The following is an 18,874-nucleotide window of genomic DNA, read 5'->3' as shown; positions in this document are numbered from 1 at the left end:
GATCGCCCTGCTGCGACATTTGTAGCGCAGTTATTCCGAGACAGCTGTCTCATCTCCCCGCCTCCGACTGTCTCAGGGACGACCTCCTGCAAACGGCGGGTCGGCATCCCGTTCGCCGGATAGCGCCGCCTGTTCCCGATTTCCGCCGCAACCGATCCGACACCGCCTCAGTGGCACGAATGCTGCAGGCGTATGCCTGCGTGTGTCATCGGAACGCAGGATGTTCCGCAGGTACCGGCCGATAAAAACCGGGCCGGTGACCGGGCATGCGCATCCACAACAACGGAGGAAGCCTGATGAACAAGCACAACGGCCGCGCACTGCGGCCCGGCGCATTGAGTTCGGTTGCAGGGAGTCTGCTGGCAGCGCTGCTGCTCGCCCCGATGGTCGTCCATGCCGAGGATCCGGAACCCCCGCTCGGCATCAACGTGCTCGAAGCCACTTTCAAGTGGCGTCCGAACTACGTCAGCGACGACATGCTGATCCACGCCGACAAGGACGCCAACAACTGGCTGCATTACGGCAAGGACTACCAGGGCACGCGCTTCTCGCAACTGCGTCAGGTGACCCAGGACAACGTGAAGAAGCTGGTGCCGAAGTGGAACCTGTCCTTCGGCGTCAATGATGCGCAGGACAGCCAGACCACGGTGGTGAATGGCCGCATCTACGTGACGGCCAGCCAGAACAAGGTGTTCTCGATCGACGGCCTGACCGGCCGCATGATCTGGAAGTACGAGCGCTCGCTGCCGGGCGATCTCGGCCCGCGCCTGTGCTGCGAGGCAGTGAACCGCGGCGTGGCCGTGTACAAGGACATGGTCTACATGGCGACGCTGGACACTCACGTCGTCGCGCTGAACAACACGACCGGCAAGGTGGTGTGGGAGAAGAAGCTCGGCGACTACACGACCGGCGAAATCTACACCTCGATGCCGCTGGTGGCCGACGGCAAGATCGTGGTCGGCAACTCGGGTGGCGACGTCGGCGGCAACGTCGGCAAGATCACCGCGCTCGACCCGGACACCGGCGAAATCGTCTGGCAGACGCTGACCCGTCCGGTCGACGCCAACGATCCGAACGCCAAGACCTGGGCCAACGACTCGTGGCGCACCGGTGGCTCGTCGGCCTGGCTGACCGGCAACTACGAAGCGAAGACCAACACCATCTACTGGGGCGTCGGCAACCCGACGCCGGACTTCGATCCGAGCGTGCGCAAGGGCGACAACCTGTACAGCAACTCGACGCTGATCATGGATGCGCGTACCGGCAAGATCAAGACGCACTTCCAGTACACGCCGAACGACGCCTGGGACTACGACGGCAACAACGAAACCATCCTGGTGGACGACGAGAAGGGCCGCAAGGTGTGGCTGCACGGCGACCGCAACGGTCACCTGTACTCGATCGACCGCACGACGGGCAAGTGCAACTGGGTGGTGCCGATTGCGCGTGTGAACTGGGTCAAGAGCTGGGGCGACAACTGCCGGCCCATCGTGAATCCGGACAAGGTGCCGGGTTACGACAAGGTAGTGAAGGACATCGCGCCGATTCTCGACGGCGGCAAGGAATGGCACCCGGCGGCCTACAGCCCGCAGACCAAGCTGCTCTACGTGCCCTACATCGACAGCTCGATGGACATCCAGGCCAAGAAGATGGAATGGAAGAAGGGTGAGTGGTTCCTGTCGTCCAAGGTGCTGAAGGCCAACCCCTACACCGGTGGCATCAAGGCGTTCAACGCCACTACCGGCGAACTGGTGTGGCAGCGTCCGCAGAGCACGCCGGCCACCAGCGGCATGCTGGCGACCGCCGGTGGTGTGGTGTTTGCAGGCGACGCCGAGGGCTGGTTCCACGCGATGCGCGACGACACCGGCGAGGCGCTGTGGCGCTTCAACGTCGGCACTGGCATCCACGGCAACCCGACCACCTTCACCGTGGATGGCAAGCAGTACGTGGCCATCGTGTATGGCCCGGGCGGCGGCAGCCTGTGGCCGCTGGTGTATGACGAGCTGTTCAAGCACCAGAACCGCGGTGGCGGCATGATGATCTTCGGCCTCGCCGAGTAATGGAGCCGGGGCGCCCGCAAGGGCGCTCCGCATCGCCATGACGAAGTCCTCCGCATTCCGCACCGCCGCCTGCGCGCTGGCTCTGGCGCTGTCTTCCATCGTGTCGGCCGCCCCGCTTACCGCCTGCGTGGTCGATGGCAACGAACCGTTCTCGTCCAGCAGCGGCGGCGCTCGCGGCCTCGACGTCGAGGTCGTGCAGGCGCTGTCGGCGAAGCTCGGCCGCGAACTGAAGCTGAACTGGATCGTCGTGCCGTCGCGCGGCGGCATGGGGCGCGCACTGAAGCAGTCGATACAGGCCGGCGCCTGCGACCTGTTCGTCGGCCTGCCGGAAACCGAGGGCGGTGGCGAGGATCTGGCCGAACGTGGCCTGGTCGCCTCGACGCCCTATGTGTCGGTCGGCTACGTGCTGGTCGCGCCGACGGCAGGCAAGGTGAAGTCGCTGTCCGATCTGGGCAAGGCCAAGGTCGGCGCCGTCACCGCGACGCCGGCCGACCTGCACCTGCTGGCCGGTGGCTACAACCGCACGCCCTACGGCAATCACCGGCAACTGATGGAGGCGCTGGCACGCGGCGAGATCGCGGCGGCGCTGGTGTGGGCCGGCCGCCTGGCCGAGACCCCGCCGCCGGACGGTATCGGCGTGCGCCAGGTGCTGACCGAACCGTCGCTGACCACCCGCTTCGTCATCGCCAGCCGGCGCGCCGATGCGGCGCTCGGCGGCGCGGTAAACGACGCACTGGCAGCGCTCAAGGCCGACGGCACGCTGGACGCCCTCGCGCGCCGGGCCGGCTTCCCGTGATCCACCGGCGCTGGCGGCCCGCCGCCGGCGCCACCGCATTCGAATGGAGTTGCAGATGTTTCGTGTCACCGCAGCGAGCCTGCTGCTCGCCGGCCTGATCGCCGGTGCGCAGGCCGACGAAGCCATCCCGGCCACCAATCCGCTGGCCAACGACCCGGACGCTGCGAAAGCGGGCGAAGAGCTGTTCGGCCGCAACTGTCAGCAGTGTCACAACTCGCGCGGCAAGGGCGGCAAGGGCCCGCAACTGGTGAAGGGCGCCTGGGGACCGGGCGGTGCCAATACCGACGGCTACATGTACGGAATCATCGCCAACGGCCGCCCGAACACGCAGATGGGCGGCTTCGGCCCGGCGCTGACGCAGCAGGAGATCTGGCAGATCGTCGCCTTCCTGCGCGAGGAGGCCAAGCGCGTCAAGGCGGCCGAGAAGGCCAAGGCCGGCGCCGAGGACGACCTCTGGTTCTGATCCACCGTCCGGCTGCGCCTGTCGCGGCCGGACCTGTCGCATTTCCGATGGAGCACATTTCATGACCTACCCCCTGACACGCGCGGCCGCGCGGTATGCCATCGCGCTCACGCTGACGCTCGGCGTCACCCCGGTGTCGGCCTTCGGCCCAGGAGGCCCCGGCGGCGGCGCGCCCGCGGCCAGCGACGCCAGCGCTGGCGAGGAACTGTTCGGTCGCAACTGCCAGCAATGCCACAACTCGCGCGGCAAGGGCGGCAAGGGCCCGCAGCTCGTGAAGGGCGCCTGGGGCCCGGGCGGCGCGAATTCCGACGACTACATGTTCAAGATCATTTCCGAAGGTCGGCCGAACACCCAGATGGGCGGTTTCGGCCCGGCACTGAAGCCGGAAGAGATCCGCCAGATCATCGCCTTCCTGCGCGAGGAGGCGAAGCGCGTGCAGGTCGCCGACAAGAAGGCCGCCGCGGCCGATGACGAAAACTGGTTCTGAGCCTGTCACACCACAACAAGGAGAACACGATATGAAAACACACATCGCCGCAGCGCTCGCCTTCGCCCTCGTGGCCGGCGGCGCCTACGCCCAGACCGTACAGCCGGCGCTCGACCTGGCCACCGCCAAGGCGATCGCCGAAGGCTGCGAGAAGTACGCCGCCGGCAAGGGCTGGCGGATGATCACTGCGGTACATGACATCGCCGGCAATCCGAAGTACTTCAGCCGGATGGACGGCAGCATCCTGATCAGCGTGCAGGTTGCACAGCTGAAGGCCGACACCTCGGCCAGCCTGCCGGTGTCCACGCGCCAGTTCCGCGAACTGGCCAAGGGCATTCCTGGCGCGGAAGTGCTGCCGCGCACCACCTCCATCATCGGTGGCCTGCCCATCATGACCTCGAAGGGCGTGCACATCGGTGGCGTCGGCGTCAGCGGCGGCAGCGAAGCAGAGGACGAGGAGTGCGCGCAGAAGGGTCTGGAGGCGGCAAAGCACCTGCTCTGAACGCGTTGGCCGGTCGGCGCGTGAAATGTAAAAATTTTTTGCGCCGACGGCCTCCGGCCCCTTCAGTTCCACGCGGATAAATCGTTAAACCCGTTTCGGGTAGCCGATCAACGCCTTACGCCGTGTCGGAACGACAATGAATACCAGAGCCGCCAGCCCCATCGAAGACGCCGTGAAGACCGGCGATGCTGCGACCACACTCCAGGACGTGCTGTTCAAGGACATCGGCCTCAAGGTCGGTGACCGCATGGTGATCGAACCGCCGGCCAAGCTCGGCGACCAGCCGGGCGTGGTCAAGCTGATCGGCTGGGTGAACGACCTGAGCGTGCTGGTGACCATGCCCGACACGCGCCCCTGGGCCGGCCCCCCGATAGAGGGCGACACGATAGGCGTGCGCGCCTTTTCCGGGCGCCATGCCTATGGATTCACCACCGTCGTCGGCAAGCGTTCGGTGCGCCCCTTCGAATACCTGCATCTCGAGTTCCCGCGCCGCATTTCGATGCGGCAGATCCGCAACGCCGAGCGCATCGCCACCTCGATCAGCGCTCGCGTGATGGACACCGACGAGCCGGTGCCCACGGTGGTGACCAACCTCAGTGCCACCGGCGCCGAAGTGCGTGTCTGGCAACCGGGCCGCGAGGTCGGCGACAAGGTGTCGCTGGAGTTGATCCTCGACATCCACAAGGTGCGCACCCGCGTCGTCGTCAGCGGCCACATCCGCAATCGCCACGAAGTACCCGACACCGGCGAGCCCGCCTATGGCGTCGAATTCGACGACATCAACGCGCAGACGTCGGTGTTCCTGAAAAGCTACGTCTACCAGAATCTGGTCGAACAGCCGCACCGGCGGCTGTAGTCGCGGCCCTCCGGCTGCAGGCTCCGGTTCAGGCTTTCATCGCGAGCACGCTCGCTCCCACAGGAACACGGCTTCAGCGGCCGCTTGCGCGCACCGCCCGTGGGTGCGGCCGCCGCACAGTCCGCGGGCTTCGATACAGGCTGCTGTCGGGTCAGAAGACCCCTCCCACAGAACCTCGGCTCCGGCTCAGGCTTCGGGTCTGGCGCATGGTCCCCCGTGGGCGCGGCCCTGGCAGCGACAGGGCTTCTGACACGGTCCTTCGCGCCATCCCGGCGAACCCTTGCAAGCGCCTGCGGTCACCCTCATATCGACAGTTCGCACAGACAGGGGCGCCCACGCATGTACACCGATCCATCCTCCCGGCGCCTGCACGGCCGGCACCTCCACATCCAACCCAAGGGCTTCTTCGGCAAGCTGTTCGCGGTCATTGCCGCTGGCGGCCTGCTGGTGCTCGGCCTCATGTTCTCGGTGGTGATCGTCGCCGTGGCGGTGGTGGGCGGGTTGCTGTTCTGGGGATGGATGTGGTGGAAGACGCGCGAACTGCGTCGGCGCATGCGCGAACAGATGGACAACCCGATGCAGACGCCCTTCGGCGACGTGCCGGACAGCGGTGGCCGCGTCATCGAAGGCGAGGTCATCCGCAGCGAGCACGATTCGGCCGGCCGCTGAGCCCCGTCGATGCCGATCGTTCCCGCCGGACCGACGTCCGGCTTGTCCTGCGTCAAGTCTTAAGGTCTATCGAGGATATATGTTTGCAGCCGTCAACCTGACGGACCGCGAACATGGCCATCCTGCTTACCATCGACGAACCGGCGACCGGCCCGGCGCACGCGCCCTCGGCCGACGCCTTCCTCGAGATGGGCTTCCGCCCGCTCTACCTGGCTGGCGCGCTGTGGGCACTGGTCGCCGTGGCGCTGTGGATATTCGCGCCGCAGTGGGCGGGCGGCACGCTGGGCGGCCTGGCCTGGCACGCGCATGAAATGCTGTGGGGCTTCGTCGCCACCATCGCGGTCGGCTTCCTGATGACGGCCGGTGGCGCCTGGACCGGCATCAACCCGATCGAAGGCCGCGCACTGGCCGTGCTGTGCCTGCCATGGATGGTGGCACGCGCCGCCTTCCTGCTGCCGGGCGACGCCGCCTTCCTGGTCGGCGCACTGGCCGACGTCGCCTTCTTCGCGCTGGCCGCCGCGGCGCTCGGGCGTTCGGTGCTGCTGTCGCGCAATACCCGCAACTACGCCGTGCCCTTCATGCTGCTCGCACTCGGCGTGACCGACGCCGCCTTCCTGATTGCCGCCCGCGCCGGCGACTACGGCACGCTGATGCAGCACTTCAACGCCGGCCTGCTGGTGATGGCGCTGCTCACGCTGCTGGTCGCCCGCCGCGTCATTCCCTTCTTCGCCATGCGCGCGGTGCCCGGCCTGACCGTGCCCACCCATCTGAAAAGCGGCATGGCGCAGCTGATTGCCAGTGCGCTGGCGGTGCTCGGTCTGCTCGCCGGCTGGCCGCTCGTGCAGGCGGCCGCGCTGGCCGCGGCGGGCGGCATCGCGCTGGTGCAGTGGGCGAGCTGGAAGCCGTGGCGCGTGCTGCACAAGCCGCTGCTGTGGATTCTGTACGTCGGCTATGTGTCGCTCGGCGCCGGTCTGCTGCTGGCGGCAGCACACGCGGCCGGCGTCGGTCTGCCGACGGCGCTGCACGTGCATGTGATTGCGATGGGCGGCTTTTCGGTGCTCATCATCGGCATGATTACGCGCACCGCGCTCGGCCACCTCGGCCGGCCGCTCGAAACAGACCGCAGCATGGTCACCGCCTACGTGCTGGTGATCGCCGCCGCCGTGCTGCGGCTGGCCGCGCTGCACCCTTCGGCCGCGTCGGTGCATCTGCTGCACCTGGCCGCGACCGTGTGGGCGCTCGCCTTCGCGCTCTACCTGTGGCGCTTCTTCCCGATGATGATCCGGCCGCGGCCGGACCGCGCCGGGCCGGCCGTGCAGCCGGTTTCCATCACGCCCCGCCGGAGCTGAACATGCGCCTCACGACGATGACCGATTACGCGCTGCGCCTGCTGATGCACGTGGGGCAGCACCCGGAACGGCTGTGCACCATCGCCGAGGTGGCGCAGGCCTACGGCATTTCCGAGGCGCATCTGATGAAGGTGACGCACCAGCTCGCGCTTGCCGGCTGGCTCGACACGGTACGCGGCAAGGGCGGCGGCATGCGGCTGGCACAGCCGCCAGCCGACATCCGCCTCGGTGCGGTCGTCCGCAGCGTCGAACCTGATTTCCGGCTGGTCGAATGTCTGACCGACACGCCGCGTACCGGCTGCACGCTCGAAGGACGCTGCCGGCTCACCGCCATCGTCGATGGTGCGTTGCAGGCCTTTCTCGCTCACCTCGACGGTCATACGCTGGCCGATCTGCTGGCGCAGTCGCCGGGCAGCGTCGCGCCGCTCAGGAGAGTTTCATGACCGCGAACATCCCGACCATTGACGCCTTGCGCGCCGCTCTGCACACGGTGCCCGACCCGGAGCTGGCGGAGAGCATCGTCGACCTCGGCCTGCTCAAGCACATCGACATCGGGGACGGCCGCGTCGACGTCGTGCTCATTCCCACCAGCGCGACCTGCCCGATGGGCGAGGTGCTGATCGAGGACGCGACCGCTGCACTGCGCGCCGCCTGCCCGCCCGGCTGGGTGGTGCATGTCGAGTTCGACTGGGACACCGAGTGGCATCCGGGCCGCATGAGTCCGGCATTGCAGCTACGCTTCGGCTGGTAAGAACCCCGATCATCCACGGAGCCTTCCGCATGCAGATTTCCACCTTTGACGACCTGCTCGCCGCCGCACGCCAGCAACCGGAACCGCAGCGCCTGCTGCTGGTGTTCGCCCGCGCCGAACTGCCGGACGGTGCCACCGCGGCCGAGCGCGCACGCTTCGAGGCGGGGCAGGGCGGGGCGCTGGTGCCTCAGGTCTGCGTCGACAAGTCGCCGCACGAACTGCAGGACTTCGCCACGCTGATCGAAGAGTCGCAGCTGTTCGCGCCGGACTGGTCCATTGCCTTCGTCGCTGCGCTGTCCGGCCGCGACGGCCAGCCACCGACGGCGGCCGACGTCGACCGCGCGCTCGACCGCATGGTCGAGTCGGTCAAGGCCGGCCGGTTCGACAGCCTGATGCCGGTGGACCGCCACGGTCACGCGGTGCGGCTGGGATGAAACCGGCGCGGTCGCCGCTGTGGGGCAGGGCGGTCGCCGCCTGCGCGCTGCTGGCGGCGTTCGCGTTGCTGTCCGGCATGACCGGCGGTCTGGCGCGCCTCGGCTTGCCGCTGCCTCTGATGCCAGCGCCGGTGCATGGCGCGCTGATGCTGTGTGCCTTCTTCGGCACCTTGATTGCGCTCGAGCGCGCGGTCGCGCTGCAGCGACTGGCCGGGCTGCTGGCGCCGTTGCTGGCTGGCGTAGGCGGCGTGCTGGCGCAGGTGCCGGTGTTGCTGCCGCTGGCCCAGGTCTGCTGGGCGGCCGCTGCGGCCGGCCTTGTCGCCCTCTATATCTATGCGGGCGCCACCCGCGCCTGGTCGCTGCATCTGCTGGTCGAAGCGGGCGGCGCTGCGTGCTGGCTGGTCGGTGTGCTGCTGTGGATGCTGCACGGCGATCTCGCTGCGCTGACCCGCGGTGGCGTCGGCTTCCTCGTGCTCACCATCGCCGGCGAGCGCCGTGAGCTGACGCAGATGGTGCGCCTGCCGCCGCTGGCGCGCCGGCTGTTCGTCGCCGCGGTCGCGCTGATCGCGTTCGGCGTCAGCGGCGTGCTGCCCTTTGCGCTGTGGTCGGGCTGCGCGCTGCTGGCCGTCTGGCTGCTGCGCTGGGACATCGCGCCGCGTGCGTGGCGTGCGGCTGGCTGGGCGGGTCATACGGCCCAGTGCCTGACCGTGGGCTATCTGTGGCTGCTGGTGGGCGCGCTGCTCAGTCTGTATGGCGAACTGTCGGTGGACGCCGCTCCGGTTGCCGCGACCGGGCTGCACGCGGTGCTGCTCGGTTTCGTGTTCGCCATGGTGTTCGGCCACGCCCCCATCATCCTGCCGGCGCTGCTGCGACTGCGGCCTGCCTATACCGGCCTGGCGCGCCTGCCACTGTGGCTGCTTGCAGCCAGTCTGGCGCTGCGCATTGTCGCGGTCGGCGTCGGGCGGCATGATGCACTGATGGTCGCTGGCGCCGGTCACGCGCTGGCCATCCTGCTGTTTGCCGGCGTCATGTTGCGTGCGGTGAGTGCAGGTCTACATAGGAAGGAGATGCCCGCATGAGCACCCCGGACAATCTGGCCGCCTGGCGGCGTGCCGAACGGCAACGACTGCTGGCCGAGCGCGAGGCGGTCGATCCGGCACAGCGCATGGCGCGCAACGTCGAAATCACCGGCTATCTCGAAGCCGGCTTTCCGCTGCTGCAGCACATGACGGTCGGCTTCTGCTGGCCCTTCCGCGGCGAGTTCGACTCGCGCCATCTGCTGCGCTCGCTGCGCGTGCAGGGCGCGCGCGGTGCGCTGCCCGAAGTGGTCGAGCGCAAGGCGCCGCTGGTATTCCGCGAATGGTGGCCCGGGGTGGCGACCACACCCGGCGTCTATGACCTGCCGGTGCCGGACGACACCAATGTCGTCCAGCCGCACGCGCTGCTGATTCCGCCAGTCGGTTTCGACGCGCGCGGCTACCGCCTCGGCTACGGCGGCGGTTTCTTCGACCGCACGCTGGCCGCCTGCGCGGTGCAGCCGCTGAAGATAGGCGTGGCCTTCGAACTGTCGCGCATGCCCACCATCCACCCGCAGCCGCACGACATTCCGATGGATTTCATCGTGACCGAGGCCGGTATTTTCGAAGTCGGCGTCGACGGCCTGCACGAGATCGACGTCGACAGCTGTGCACAGCGCGCGCACGCGCTGGTCGCCAGCCGCATCCTGCGCTGAATAACGGAGACCCACACAGATGTCCGCCTCCGCCGTTGCCGCCGACGCGCCCTTCGCGTCGCGTCTGGCTGAACTGCTTGCCACCCTCGAACGCGGCCTGGTCGAGCGCCGCCACGTCGTGCGCCTCGCGCTGCTGGCCGCCCTGGCCGGCGAGCACACGCTGCTGATCGGCCCGCCTGGCACCGCCAAGAGCGAACTGGCGCGCCGGCTGCACCGCGCCTTCCGCGACGCCCGCTACTTCGAGCGCCTGCTCACCCGCTTTTCGGTGCCGGAAGAACTGTTCGGCCCGCTGTCCATCCGCGCGCTGGAGGAGGACCGATACGAGCGGCACACCGACGGCTTCCTGCCGGACGCCACCATCGCCTTCATCGACGAGGTGTTCAAGGCCAACAGCGCCATCCTGAATGCGCTGCTGACGCTGCTGAACGAGCGCGAGTTCGACAACGGCGCCGGCCGTCAGCTGTGTCCGCTGGTCAGCGTGATCGGCGCCACCAACGAGGTGCCGGACGACGAAGTGGGCGAGGCCTTCTTCGACCGCTTCCTGCTGCGCGTGCCGGTCGGCCGTGTCAGCGCCGATGGCTTTGCCGCGCTGCTCGAAGCGGGCTGCGCCGACGAATGGGCGCCGCCGGACGAGGCGCTCGCGCTCGGCGACGAAGACCTCGGTGCGGTGTCGCTGGCGGCACACGAGGTCGTGCTGCCGGCGCGCGTGGTCGGCGTGCTGGCCGATCTGCGCGCGCAGATGACGGAGCAGGGCACTTACGTATCTGACCGTCGCTGGGTGAAGACGGTGTGGCTGCTGCGCGTGGCTGCCGCCGCCGAGGGCCGTACCGAAGTCGGGCTGTGGGACCTGCTTTTGCTGCCCGCCTGCGTCGCGCCCGACGCCGAGCGCCAGGCCGAGGTCGCCAACTGGCTGCACGCGCGCCTCGGTGTGCGCGAGGCTTTCGCGCCGCCGCGACTCACCCGCGTCGTGCAGGCCTTTCAGGCCCAGCTCGAAACCGAGCAGAACGCCAACGACCTCGACTACGACGAATCCGGCCGGCTGCGCTTTTCGCCGTCGGAAGTCGGCACCGAGAAGGCCGAGGAACTGGCCGGCGAGATCGGCGACGCCAAGGGCGGCGCCGGTGCGCTGCGTATGAGTTACAGCCGCCGCCGTCGCTACGGTCCGGCGCACATCGCGGCGCGCACCGCGCAGATCGACGACCTGCTTGCGCGCATCGCCGCCTATGCCGAAGAACTGGCGGCCGAACGCGCCAGCCTGGCCGCCACCCGTGCCCGCACGCTGTGGCTGGACGAAGCGCTGCTCGCCCGTGTCGATGCCCACCTGGCGGCGACCGCTGCGCTGATCGCCGAACTGGCCGAGCGTGCGCGCGACGCCCGTCGCGGTTTCGAGAACCTGCCGCGGCTGTCGGCCGAAGAGGCCGCGCGTTACGCCGACGTGCCGGAGCCGGTCGCGCACGAGCCGCTGGCGTGAGCACGCAGGCGCCGCTGCTGTTCCAGTCGCGCGAGGCGCGGCTGGCCGCGCTCGACGCGCTGCCGCGCACGCTGTGGCTGGGCGCGCTGACGCAGGCACAGGGTCGGCTCGAACCGCGACTTGCGGCGCTGGTCGCGCTGCGCAGCGCGCTGGTCGGCGGCCGCGTGCCGCCCGCCGCCGACTGGTGCTGGCCGTCGCCCGAACTGATCGCGGCGCTGTGCGAAACCTTCGCCGAACTCGATCTGCCGGCCTACTGCACCGGCCGGCAGGAACTGAGCGACGTGGTCGTGCAGAGCCTGCTGTTCCACCTCGACTTCATCCCCGATTACCGCGACCGCGGAGCGACTGACGCGCGCGCCACGCGGATGGCGATCGAGGCCTTCGGTTCCGACTGGCAGAACCGCCGCGGCCAGATGGACGAATTGATGGAGGTGTTCGGCAAGCTGCCGGACGACGGCAAGAACGCGCGCTGGGACCTGCTGCCCGGGCTGCTGAAATCCGAAGGCTGGCGCGAGGTGCTGCGCATCCGCCGCCTGCTCGAAAGACTGCCCGAACTGGCCGACTGCATACGCCGGCTCGGCCGCGCCCGGCCGTCCGACGAGCGCGACGACGCCAGTCGCAGTCAGGTCGAGGTGATGGATAGCGCGGTCGCGCGCCACACCGAACAGCGCACCGTGCGCGTGCCGGACATGCCGGGCGAGACGCGTGGCGTCCATCGGGCCGACCGCATCGCCCGCATGCTGCCGGCCGAATCGGTGCTGCTCGGTCACCCGGCGCTGCGCCTGGTGTGGCACGCCCGGCGTGCCGAACGCACGCTGCTCTGCTACGAGGACGACGACCGCATGACCGAGGTGCGCCACATCGACGCACCGGTACTGCGGCCGCGGCCCGATCCGCAACCCGATCGGCGGCTGGAGATGGGGCCGCTGCTGGTCTGCGTGGACACCTCCGGTTCGATGCAGGGTGGCGCCGGCGAAGTGGCCAAGGCGGTCGTGCTCGAAGCGGTGCGCACCGCGCACGCGCAGGGTCGCGCCTGCCATGTGTTTGCCTTCGGCGGCGCCGGCGAGGTGGTGGAGATGCAGATCGGCGTCGACGCCGAAGGCCTGGGCCGGCTCATCCACTTCCTCGGTCAGGGCTTCAAGGGCGGCACCGACATCTGCGGCCCGCTGGAGAAATCCATCGCCTGTCTCGAACAGGCGGCCTGGCAGATGGCCGACCTGCTGATCGCTTCCGACGGCGAATTCGGCGCCACGCCCGAACTGGTTGCCCGGCTCGACGACGCCAAGCGCGCGCTTGGCCTGCGCGTGCAGGGCGTGCTGATCGGCGACCGCGAAACCATCGGCTTCCTCGAAGTGGCCGACCACATCCACCCGGTGCGCGACTGGCGCCGCTATGGCGACGGCGCACGCGGCAGCGATTCGCCGGTGCATACCCACCGCCTCACCGCGCTCTACTTTCCGGGCGCGCTGCGCACCGCCGAGAACCGCGACGCCACGGTCAGCGGCGAAATCGCGTCGGCCGCCGTGCGTGCCGGCCTGCGACGCGGCCAGCCGCTGCCTGCCGATCTGCTGCCACCCGACCACTCGTCCGACGACCCGACATCATGAGCTTCGCCACCGACTACCTCGCCCAGATCGAACGCATCGCCGAACGCATGCCGCTGCCGCGCGTGCGTGCCCTGCACCTGCCACCGTCACGGCCGGACGAACCCTGCCGCGACGGCGGGAGCGGTCACGCGCGCGGCGAGTTCTGCGCGCTGGAACTGGAGGACGGCAGCATCGGCCTGTCCTACGTGCTGCTCGACGACACGCTGGAGCGCCTGCGCAGTGGCCCCGGCCTCGATGATCTGAAGGGCATCGACGCGCTGGCACTGGCGCGCCGCTATGTGAGCGGGCAGGGCGTCGATCGCACGCTGGGTTTCGTCTGCGCCAACGCGATCACCCGCTGCCTGTTCGACCGCGCTGGCTATCGTCCGGATGGCAGCAGCGACTCGATCGGCCAGATGGATCCGCAGCCCGGCGAAGACATCGGCATGATCGGACTGTTCGGCCCGCTGGTGGACCGCATCGTCGCCGCTGGCGCCCGCCTCACCGTGATCGAACTGGACGAGAGCGCCGTCGGCGAGCGCGAAGGCTGGCGCGTCACCACCGACGGGGCGGCGCTCGAAGCCTGCGGCAAGGTGCTGTCCACCAGCACGCTGCTGCTCAACGACACGCTGGACCGCATGCTCGCCCACTGCCGCGCCGCCCGCTGGTTCGCCATGGTCGGCCCCAGCGCCGGCTGCCTGCCCGACGCGCTGTTCGCCCGCGGTGTGACGCTGCTCGGCGGCAGCTGGGTCGAGGACCGCGCAGCCTTCATCGACGGACTCACGTCGGGCGACAAGGACAACCGGAAAGGCCGCAAGTCGACCAGCAAGTTCGCGCTGACGAAGGAGGGGTGGCCGGGGTTCGAGGTGTTGCTGGAGCGGGCAGCGCAAGGATGAGTCGCGGCACGCTCGCCCGCCGTGCCGTCCGTGCGACATGCGTGTCTATCGTTGCCGCGTGGACGACTATCGGCATGGCCGTAGCAGTGGCCGCGCCAGCGGTTGACAGGGTGAAGGTCGACAAGCTTGGACGGCGGTTGTATCTGATGCTTGGCGGAGAAGTCGTCCGTTCGTTCCCGGTGGCATTGGGAGGCAATCCGGTCGGCCACAAGCAGCAGGAAGGTGACCGGCGCACCCCGGAGGGGCGCTACGTGCTCGATTTCAGGAAGGCAGACAGCGCTTACCACCGCGCGTTGCACATTTCCTATCCGGATGCCAATGACTCCGACAGCGCCCGCATCCGAGGCGTGCCACCGGGCGGTGCTGTGATGATTCATGGACAGCGTAACGGCTTTGGGTGGATGGCGCCCCTTGTTCAGCGATTCGACTGGACAGATGGTTGCATCGCGCTCTCGAACGCCGATATGGATGTCGTGTGGGCACTGGTTGAACCCGGGACGCCGATCGAGATCTTTCCGTGACCTTAGTCGGAGTGTGACAGGCCCCTCTGTCCCCACGACCCGCGCCCGGGTAAAGCGAATGCAAGCGGGCAGATACGCCTTCCGGAGCGAACACGGGCATTTCAGCGCAGCTCCAGCGCAAGACATGTGCGCAATACCCATACCGGCCGATGAAGATGCCGCTGTCCCGTGGGGTTCGATATATGGCAGCTTTTTGTTGAAGCGGGGCTGGCTCTGCGGCAGGTCCGGACCTCCGCTAAGGTGGGATCACGCGAACTGCGCGCCTCCATCCGGCGGTCATTCAGGCAGCTTTCCGGGCCGATCCGTGCCGAGGGACGCCGCCCAAGCCTTTACGTCGTCGTGGCTCACCGCGTTCCCATTCCCGACATCGACGTCTGCCATGGCCTCCAGCGTCAGGCGGTGGCGCTCCGCTTCGCGCTCGACGTAGGCGGCAAGCGCCTGTTTCACCACCCAGCCGCGCGAACGCTCAAGCCGTGCCGCCAATTCGTCCACCTGTTCTGCCAGCTCGACGGGCAGGTGAGCGGTCATCACTCGGGTGTCTGCTGAAGCCATGAGTCACTCCAAATCACTTTCAATCAAGTTAGTCCGGGCGGAGGTTCTTATCCATCCTCTGTCGGATTTCTTTGCACCCGGCACCGTCGGCGTGCATGGACGTCTGGCGCCCGGCGCACGACCGGGCGGATTTCTCGAAGCCTGTCCGATGGCGATCTACGCGCAATGCATGGGCAGGCGGCAGGGGGACTTTGTCGGGCGGCGCCAAGTGGCTGAGCGGAAAGGCGTCTTGTGCTCCGGCTGGTCTCCGCGCCACCTGCGGCGATTTCCGGCCTTTCTGCCTGCCGCCGCCGCCCCTCGGCGCTTCACGCACGAAGGAATGTCTCTTGCTCCGGCCTCGCCGGGCGAAACGTCCTTCGCCGTACTGATCCGGAGATCACCAAAAATGAAAAAACGGGGTCGTCACCTCCTCGCGCTTGCGCTGTCCTGTAGCAGCTACGCCGCCGTTGCGGCCGACCAGCTGGTGTGGTCGGAAACCTTTCAACGCTTTACGCCGACCTTCGCCTTCGTCGGTTCGATCAATACCGCGACCGTGCCGGGTGGCACGTCGAGCGCTCTGGTGACCGATCCGACTCGCGTGAAGGGGCCGAATGGGGTCGAGTACGTCGGTGGTCGCCTGTGGTGGCCGGACCAGCAGCTGAACCGCGTCGTGTCCATGCTGCCGGATGGCAGCAGCTTCAAGACCTACAACGTCGCCGGCGCCTACGACGTCGACGTGCAGGGCGGCATGCTCTACGTGACACGGCAGAACTCGGGCGACATCCTGAGGCTGGATCTGTCGCTCACCTTCCCGTCGGCGGATGTCGTCAGCAGCGGCCTGAGCTCGCCGTTCGCGATCGACGTGACGGCCGACGGCATGTTCTGGAGCCAGGTCGGCACGTCGAACCGCCTGATGCGCTCGAATCTCGATGGCTCGGGCGCGCAGACCCTGCTCACCGGCGTGAATTCCTACGACTTCGAAGTGACCGGCGGTTACATCTATCTGACCACGACCGACGGCTTCGTCAAGCGCGCCAACCTCGACGGCAGCGGGCTGACCACGCTGGCCAGCGGGCTCGGCTTCCTGAATGGCATCGACGTGACCGACGACACCATTTATGTATCCGCGCTGCAGGGCCTGTTCACTACGCCCCAGGGCAATACGACGCAGGGCGCCGGCCGCATCGTACGCATGGCGCTGGACGGCAGCGACGCGGTGGAAGTGATCCGGGCGCAGCAGGACTTCGACCCCGATCTGCCGTTCAACCCGTCGCAGGTGCGCGGCGTGGCAGTGCTGGCGGTGCCGGAACCGTCTGCGTACGCGATGCTGCTCGCCGGGCTCGGTCTGACGGGTCTGGCCGCGCGCCGTCGCCGTTGCGGCTGACGCGGATGCCGTGATGTCGATGCCACGGCTTTCCGCCACAATCGTGCATCACGGGCTGCGAGGGCGCGAACGATGAAGCAGGCGGTGGTATTGATACACGGCATCGGCGAGCAAAAGCCGATGGACACGCTGCGCGGCTTCGTAGACAGCGTGCTCGATCCGCCCGACCCGGGGGAAGAAGCGTTCTGGAGCAAGCCGGACCCGCTGTCCGACCTGTTCGAACTGCGCCGCCTGCAGTCGCGCGGGCGCAGCGGCAGCACGCATTTCTACGAGTACTACTGGGCCTACAAGGTCGAAGGCACCTCGCTGCAGGCGGTGCTGGCCTGGCTGTGGAGCCTGATCTGGCGCAGTACGCGCGGGCTTCCGCACTCGGCGCGCACGCTGATCTGGATCGCGCGGCTGTCGGTCGGCGGCCTGTTCGCATTGCTGGCGACAGGCGTGGCGGCGCAATGGGTATCCGCACTGCAGGCGATGTCGCCCGGCGACTGGCGCTGGCTGACCGCGGCGGGCCTTTGGTTGCTGCTGCAGGGCGCGCTCATCCACTACCTGGGCGATGCGGCGCGCTATCTCAGCCCTCGTCCCGGCAATATCCGTCTGCGTCGCGCCATCCGGGCCGACGGCACCCGCCTGCTGCAGGCGCTGCACGAGCGAGGCGAATACGATCGCATCATCGTCGTCGGCCACAGCCTGGGCAGCGTGATCGGCTACGACATCCTGAATGCCTGGTGGCAGCGCTGCCACGAAGAACTGCCCGGACTGGCGGACGAGACGGTTCGCGCCTTCGTGCGCGACGCGCTGAAGGGCGACGGACCGCAGCCGGTGCTGCGGTCGGAACTGTCCGCGCTCGGCGAGGCGTTGCGGCCGGACAGCGACGCGACCGCGCTGGACGTCTTCCGCGAGGCGCAGCTGGCCGCACAGATGGAGCTGAGAAAGCTCGGTCATCCGTGGCGGGTGACCGACTTCATCACGCTGGGCAGCCCGCTCACGCATGGCGCGCTGCTGCTGGCGCGCAGCAGCGAGGAATTCGGAGCGCGCAAGCGGCAACGCGAACTGCCGACCTGCCCACCGCAGCGGGATGGCAAGGGCTATGCATATGGCGTGAAGCCGCCGGTCGATATCGGTGCCGGCAAGAAGTTCACACCGCTGCTGCCGCACCACGCCGCGGCCTTCGCGGTCACGCGCTGGACCAATCTGTACGCGCCGGTGCGCTGGGGTCTGTTCGGCGATATCGTCGGCGGCCCGCTCGCCGGTGTGTTCGGCTGTGGCATTCGCGACATTGCCGTACGCGTAGGCGGGTGGCGCGGCTGGACGGTGGCTGCGCATACCGCCTACTGGCACCGGACGACGCCGGAATCCGGGGCTGCGGCGTGCGCAGGTTCGGCATTGAACACCCTGGTCGATACGCTGGCTTTGCGCAAGCTTCGTCAACTGGTGGCCGATCGGTCCGGGGCCACGCCGAAGCCGGCGGAGCAGACGTCAGACGCCGACGCGAAACCATAGGAACCGACGGCCGCGCGGCCTTCGCCAATGCGGGCCGCTACTGTGACCGATCCCGCAACTTCAAACCCTGTCATGCCGAGCCCGTCCGATGAGTGACCTTGCACCGCTCCCGACCATCGCCCCCGGTCCTTACCGCCACTACAAGGGCGGCGAGTACGAAGTCGTCGGCGTCGTCCGTCACAGCGAGACGCTGGAGCCCATGGTGCTGTATCGCCCGCTGTACAACGATTCGGGGCTGTGGGTGCGGCCCTACGACATGTTCGTCGGGCTGGTCGAGATCGACGGCGTGCCGCAGCTGCGCTTCGAGCGGCTGCCGGACTAGATCGCCTGACCGGAATCCGGTCATCATGCGGGCTGTATTCCGGGAGCCCGCATGATGCAGATCGACACCGCCACCCTCGCCGACATCCCCGCGCTGTGCGGACTGCTGTCCGCGCTGTTCGCGCAGGAAGCCGAATTCACGCCGGACACCGCAGCCCAGGCGCGCGGGCTGGCGATGATCGTCGGCGATCCGCGCGTCGGCAGCGTGCTGGTCGCGCGACGCGATGGAGAGGTCGTCGGCATGGTGAATCTGCTGTTCACCGTATCGACCGCGCTCGGCGAACGCGTCGTGCTGCTGGAAGACATGGTGGTCGCGCCGTCCGTCCGCGGCGCCGGTGTCGGCAGCGCGCTGCTGACCGCCGCCATCGACTTCGCACGCGTCCAGCGCTGTCCGCGCATCACCCTGCTGACCGACCGCGTCAACGCGGACGCACAGCGCTTCTATGCGCGCCATGGTTTCACCGCCTCGGACATGCTGCCGATGCGCCGGGTAGAAGGCTGAGGGCGGTGTTGTTGTGGGAGATTCTATGTTCCGGCGCAAGCGTTTTCGTGCTGTTTCGGGACA

22 protein-coding genes are annotated in these 18,874 nt (G+C 68.3%); 21 read left to right on the top strand and 1 reads right to left on the bottom strand.

The annotated features are described in order from the left end of the window. Positions 1-296 precede the first annotated feature (296 nt). The 17 genes from IV112_RS03625 to IV112_RS03545 all read left to right on the top strand — a co-directional run bounded on the left by IV112_RS03625 (position 297) and on the right by IV112_RS03545 (position 14,573). On the top strand, positions 297-2,060 hold the full coding sequence (locus IV112_RS03625; protein ID WP_304001086.1) for a PQQ-dependent dehydrogenase, methanol/ethanol family: 1,764 nt from the start codon (positions 297-299) through the stop codon (positions 2,058-2,060). Between the two features lie 37 nt (positions 2,061-2,097). Further along, a complete protein-coding gene (locus tag IV112_RS03620; protein WP_304001085.1) occupies positions 2,098-2,856 on the top strand; it encodes a substrate-binding periplasmic protein in 759 nt (252 codons plus the stop codon). A 55-nt stretch (positions 2,857-2,911) separates the two neighbouring features. Beyond that, positions 2,912-3,319, top strand: coding sequence for a c-type cytochrome (locus tag IV112_RS03615; RefSeq protein WP_304001084.1), 408 nt, complete (start codon positions 2,912-2,914; stop codon positions 3,317-3,319). Between the two features lie 61 nt (positions 3,320-3,380). Next, on the top strand, positions 3,381-3,806 hold the full coding sequence (locus tag IV112_RS03610; RefSeq protein WP_304001083.1) for a c-type cytochrome: 426 nt from the start codon (positions 3,381-3,383) through the stop codon (positions 3,804-3,806). 31 nt (positions 3,807-3,837) lie between these two features. Beyond that, positions 3,838-4,308: a GlcG/HbpS family heme-binding protein gene (locus IV112_RS03605; protein WP_304001082.1), complete on the top strand. Its 471-nt coding sequence runs from the start codon at positions 3,838-3,840 to the stop codon at positions 4,306-4,308. A 136-nt stretch (positions 4,309-4,444) separates the two neighbouring features. Continuing rightward, a complete protein-coding gene (locus IV112_RS03600) occupies positions 4,445-5,164 on the top strand; it encodes a flagellar brake protein (RefSeq protein ID WP_304001081.1) in 720 nt (239 codons plus the stop codon). 339 nt (positions 5,165-5,503) lie between these two features. Further along, positions 5,504-5,833 carry a hypothetical protein gene (locus IV112_RS03595; protein ID WP_304001080.1) on the top strand — a complete coding sequence of 110 codons (330 nt, stop codon included), beginning with the start codon at positions 5,504-5,506 and terminating at the stop codon, positions 5,831-5,833. 113 nt (positions 5,834-5,946) lie between these two features. Continuing rightward, positions 5,947-7,182 (top strand): NnrS family protein, encoded by a 1,236-nt coding sequence (locus tag IV112_RS03590; protein WP_304001079.1) that lies wholly within the window; start codon positions 5,947-5,949, stop codon positions 7,180-7,182. 2 nt (positions 7,183-7,184) lie between these two features. Then, positions 7,185-7,625, top strand: coding sequence for an RrF2 family transcriptional regulator (locus IV112_RS03585; RefSeq protein WP_020163478.1), 441 nt, complete (start codon positions 7,185-7,187; stop codon positions 7,623-7,625). Beyond that, complete coding sequence (locus IV112_RS03580; protein ID WP_304001078.1) at positions 7,622-7,933, top strand: metal-sulfur cluster assembly factor; 312 nt, start codon at positions 7,622-7,624, stop codon at positions 7,931-7,933. The genes IV112_RS03585 and IV112_RS03580 overlap by 4 nt, the downstream gene beginning before the upstream one ends. A 29-nt stretch (positions 7,934-7,962) precedes the next feature. Next, positions 7,963-8,367 carry a ribonucleotide reductase subunit alpha gene (locus IV112_RS03575; RefSeq protein ID WP_304001077.1) on the top strand — a complete coding sequence of 135 codons (405 nt, stop codon included), beginning with the start codon at positions 7,963-7,965 and terminating at the stop codon, positions 8,365-8,367. Further along, the gene (locus IV112_RS03570) at positions 8,364-9,446 is read left to right on the top strand and encodes a hypothetical protein (protein ID WP_304001076.1); all 1,083 of its coding nucleotides are present in this window, start codon (positions 8,364-8,366) and stop codon (positions 9,444-9,446) included. Before IV112_RS03575 ends, IV112_RS03570 begins: the two co-directional genes overlap by 4 nt. Beyond that, entirely contained in the window at positions 9,443-10,099 is a 657-nt protein-coding gene (locus IV112_RS03565) for a 5-formyltetrahydrofolate cyclo-ligase (protein ID WP_304001075.1), read from the top strand. The genes IV112_RS03570 and IV112_RS03565 overlap by 4 nt, the downstream gene beginning before the upstream one ends. A 19-nt stretch (positions 10,100-10,118) precedes the next feature. Next, positions 10,119-11,570: an AAA family ATPase gene (locus IV112_RS03560; RefSeq protein ID WP_304001074.1), complete on the top strand. Its 1,452-nt coding sequence runs from the start codon at positions 10,119-10,121 to the stop codon at positions 11,568-11,570. Then, positions 11,567-13,177: a VWA domain-containing protein gene (locus tag IV112_RS03555; RefSeq protein WP_304001073.1), complete on the top strand. Its 1,611-nt coding sequence runs from the start codon at positions 11,567-11,569 to the stop codon at positions 13,175-13,177. Before IV112_RS03560 ends, IV112_RS03555 begins: the two co-directional genes overlap by 4 nt. After that, complete coding sequence (locus IV112_RS03550; protein WP_304001072.1) at positions 13,174-14,052, top strand: Rossmann-like domain-containing protein; 879 nt, start codon at positions 13,174-13,176, stop codon at positions 14,050-14,052. Before IV112_RS03555 ends, IV112_RS03550 begins: the two co-directional genes overlap by 4 nt. Positions 14,053-14,126: 74 nt before the next feature. Next, on the top strand, positions 14,127-14,573 hold the full coding sequence (locus IV112_RS03545) for a L,D-transpeptidase family protein (RefSeq protein ID WP_304001071.1): 447 nt from the start codon (positions 14,127-14,129) through the stop codon (positions 14,571-14,573). 276 nt (positions 14,574-14,849) lie between these two features. On the opposite strand, the gene IV112_RS03540 is transcribed toward IV112_RS03545, so the two are convergent. After that, positions 14,850-15,125, bottom strand: a complete 276-nt coding sequence (locus IV112_RS03540; RefSeq protein WP_304001070.1) for a CopG family ribbon-helix-helix protein — start codon at positions 15,123-15,125, stop codon at positions 14,850-14,852. A gap of 385 nt (positions 15,126-15,510) precedes the next feature. Between IV112_RS03540 and IV112_RS03535 the strand changes: the two genes are divergently transcribed. From IV112_RS03535 to IV112_RS03520, 4 genes are all read left to right on the top strand, one after another. Next, complete coding sequence (locus IV112_RS03535) at positions 15,511-16,488, top strand: DUF5050 domain-containing protein (RefSeq protein ID WP_304001069.1); 978 nt, start codon at positions 15,511-15,513, stop codon at positions 16,486-16,488. 72 nt (positions 16,489-16,560) lie between these two features. Continuing rightward, positions 16,561-17,988 carry a hypothetical protein gene (locus IV112_RS03530; RefSeq protein ID WP_304001068.1) on the top strand — a complete coding sequence of 476 codons (1,428 nt, stop codon included), beginning with the start codon at positions 16,561-16,563 and terminating at the stop codon, positions 17,986-17,988. Between the two features lie 88 nt (positions 17,989-18,076). Beyond that, positions 18,077-18,310: a DUF1653 domain-containing protein gene (locus tag IV112_RS03525; protein ID WP_304001067.1), complete on the top strand. Its 234-nt coding sequence runs from the start codon at positions 18,077-18,079 to the stop codon at positions 18,308-18,310. A 51-nt stretch (positions 18,311-18,361) separates the two neighbouring features. After that, complete coding sequence (locus IV112_RS03520; protein WP_304001066.1) at positions 18,362-18,811, top strand: GNAT family N-acetyltransferase; 450 nt, start codon at positions 18,362-18,364, stop codon at positions 18,809-18,811. Positions 18,812-18,874 lie beyond the last annotated feature (63 nt).

This window comes from Methyloversatilis discipulorum (assembly GCF_018780585.1).
Classification (GTDB): Bacteria; Pseudomonadota; Gammaproteobacteria; order Burkholderiales; family Rhodocyclaceae; genus Methyloversatilis; species Methyloversatilis discipulorum_B.
Note: the sequence above shows the minus strand (reverse complement) of the source record. Positions and strands in the feature narration are given on the sequence as shown.

Coding starts and splice junctions, on each gene's coding strand:
- IV112_RS03625 (WP_304001086.1), top strand. CDS start 297: ATGAACAAGCACAACGGCCGCGCACTGCGGCCCGGCGCATTGAGTTCG.
- IV112_RS03620 (WP_304001085.1), top strand. CDS start 2,098: ATGACGAAGTCCTCCGCATTCCGCACCGCCGCCTGCGCGCTGGCTCTG.
- IV112_RS03615 (WP_304001084.1), top strand. CDS start 2,912: ATGTTTCGTGTCACCGCAGCGAGCCTGCTGCTCGCCGGCCTGATCGCC.
- IV112_RS03610 (WP_304001083.1), top strand. CDS start 3,381: ATGACCTACCCCCTGACACGCGCGGCCGCGCGGTATGCCATCGCGCTC.
- IV112_RS03605 (WP_304001082.1), top strand. CDS start 3,838: ATGAAAACACACATCGCCGCAGCGCTCGCCTTCGCCCTCGTGGCCGGC.
- IV112_RS03600 (WP_304001081.1), top strand. CDS start 4,445: ATGAATACCAGAGCCGCCAGCCCCATCGAAGACGCCGTGAAGACCGGC.
- IV112_RS03595 (WP_304001080.1), top strand. CDS start 5,504: ATGTACACCGATCCATCCTCCCGGCGCCTGCACGGCCGGCACCTCCAC.
- IV112_RS03590 (WP_304001079.1), top strand. CDS start 5,947: ATGGCCATCCTGCTTACCATCGACGAACCGGCGACCGGCCCGGCGCAC.
- IV112_RS03585 (WP_020163478.1), top strand. CDS start 7,185: ATGCGCCTCACGACGATGACCGATTACGCGCTGCGCCTGCTGATGCAC.
- IV112_RS03580 (WP_304001078.1), top strand. CDS start 7,622: ATGACCGCGAACATCCCGACCATTGACGCCTTGCGCGCCGCTCTGCAC.
- IV112_RS03575 (WP_304001077.1), top strand. CDS start 7,963: ATGCAGATTTCCACCTTTGACGACCTGCTCGCCGCCGCACGCCAGCAA.
- IV112_RS03570 (WP_304001076.1), top strand. CDS start 8,364: ATGAAACCGGCGCGGTCGCCGCTGTGGGGCAGGGCGGTCGCCGCCTGC.
- IV112_RS03565 (WP_304001075.1), top strand. CDS start 9,443: ATGAGCACCCCGGACAATCTGGCCGCCTGGCGGCGTGCCGAACGGCAA.
- IV112_RS03560 (WP_304001074.1), top strand. CDS start 10,119: ATGTCCGCCTCCGCCGTTGCCGCCGACGCGCCCTTCGCGTCGCGTCTG.
- IV112_RS03550 (WP_304001072.1), top strand. CDS start 13,174: ATGAGCTTCGCCACCGACTACCTCGCCCAGATCGAACGCATCGCCGAA.
- IV112_RS03545 (WP_304001071.1), top strand. CDS start 14,127: ATGGCCGTAGCAGTGGCCGCGCCAGCGGTTGACAGGGTGAAGGTCGAC.
- IV112_RS03540 (WP_304001070.1), bottom strand. CDS start 15,125: ATGGCTTCAGCAGACACCCGAGTGATGACCGCTCACCTGCCCGTCGAG.
- IV112_RS03535 (WP_304001069.1), top strand. CDS start 15,511: ATGAAAAAACGGGGTCGTCACCTCCTCGCGCTTGCGCTGTCCTGTAGC.
- IV112_RS03530 (WP_304001068.1), top strand. CDS start 16,561: ATGAAGCAGGCGGTGGTATTGATACACGGCATCGGCGAGCAAAAGCCG.
- IV112_RS03525 (WP_304001067.1), top strand. CDS start 18,077: ATGAGTGACCTTGCACCGCTCCCGACCATCGCCCCCGGTCCTTACCGC.
- IV112_RS03520 (WP_304001066.1), top strand. CDS start 18,362: ATGATGCAGATCGACACCGCCACCCTCGCCGACATCCCCGCGCTGTGC.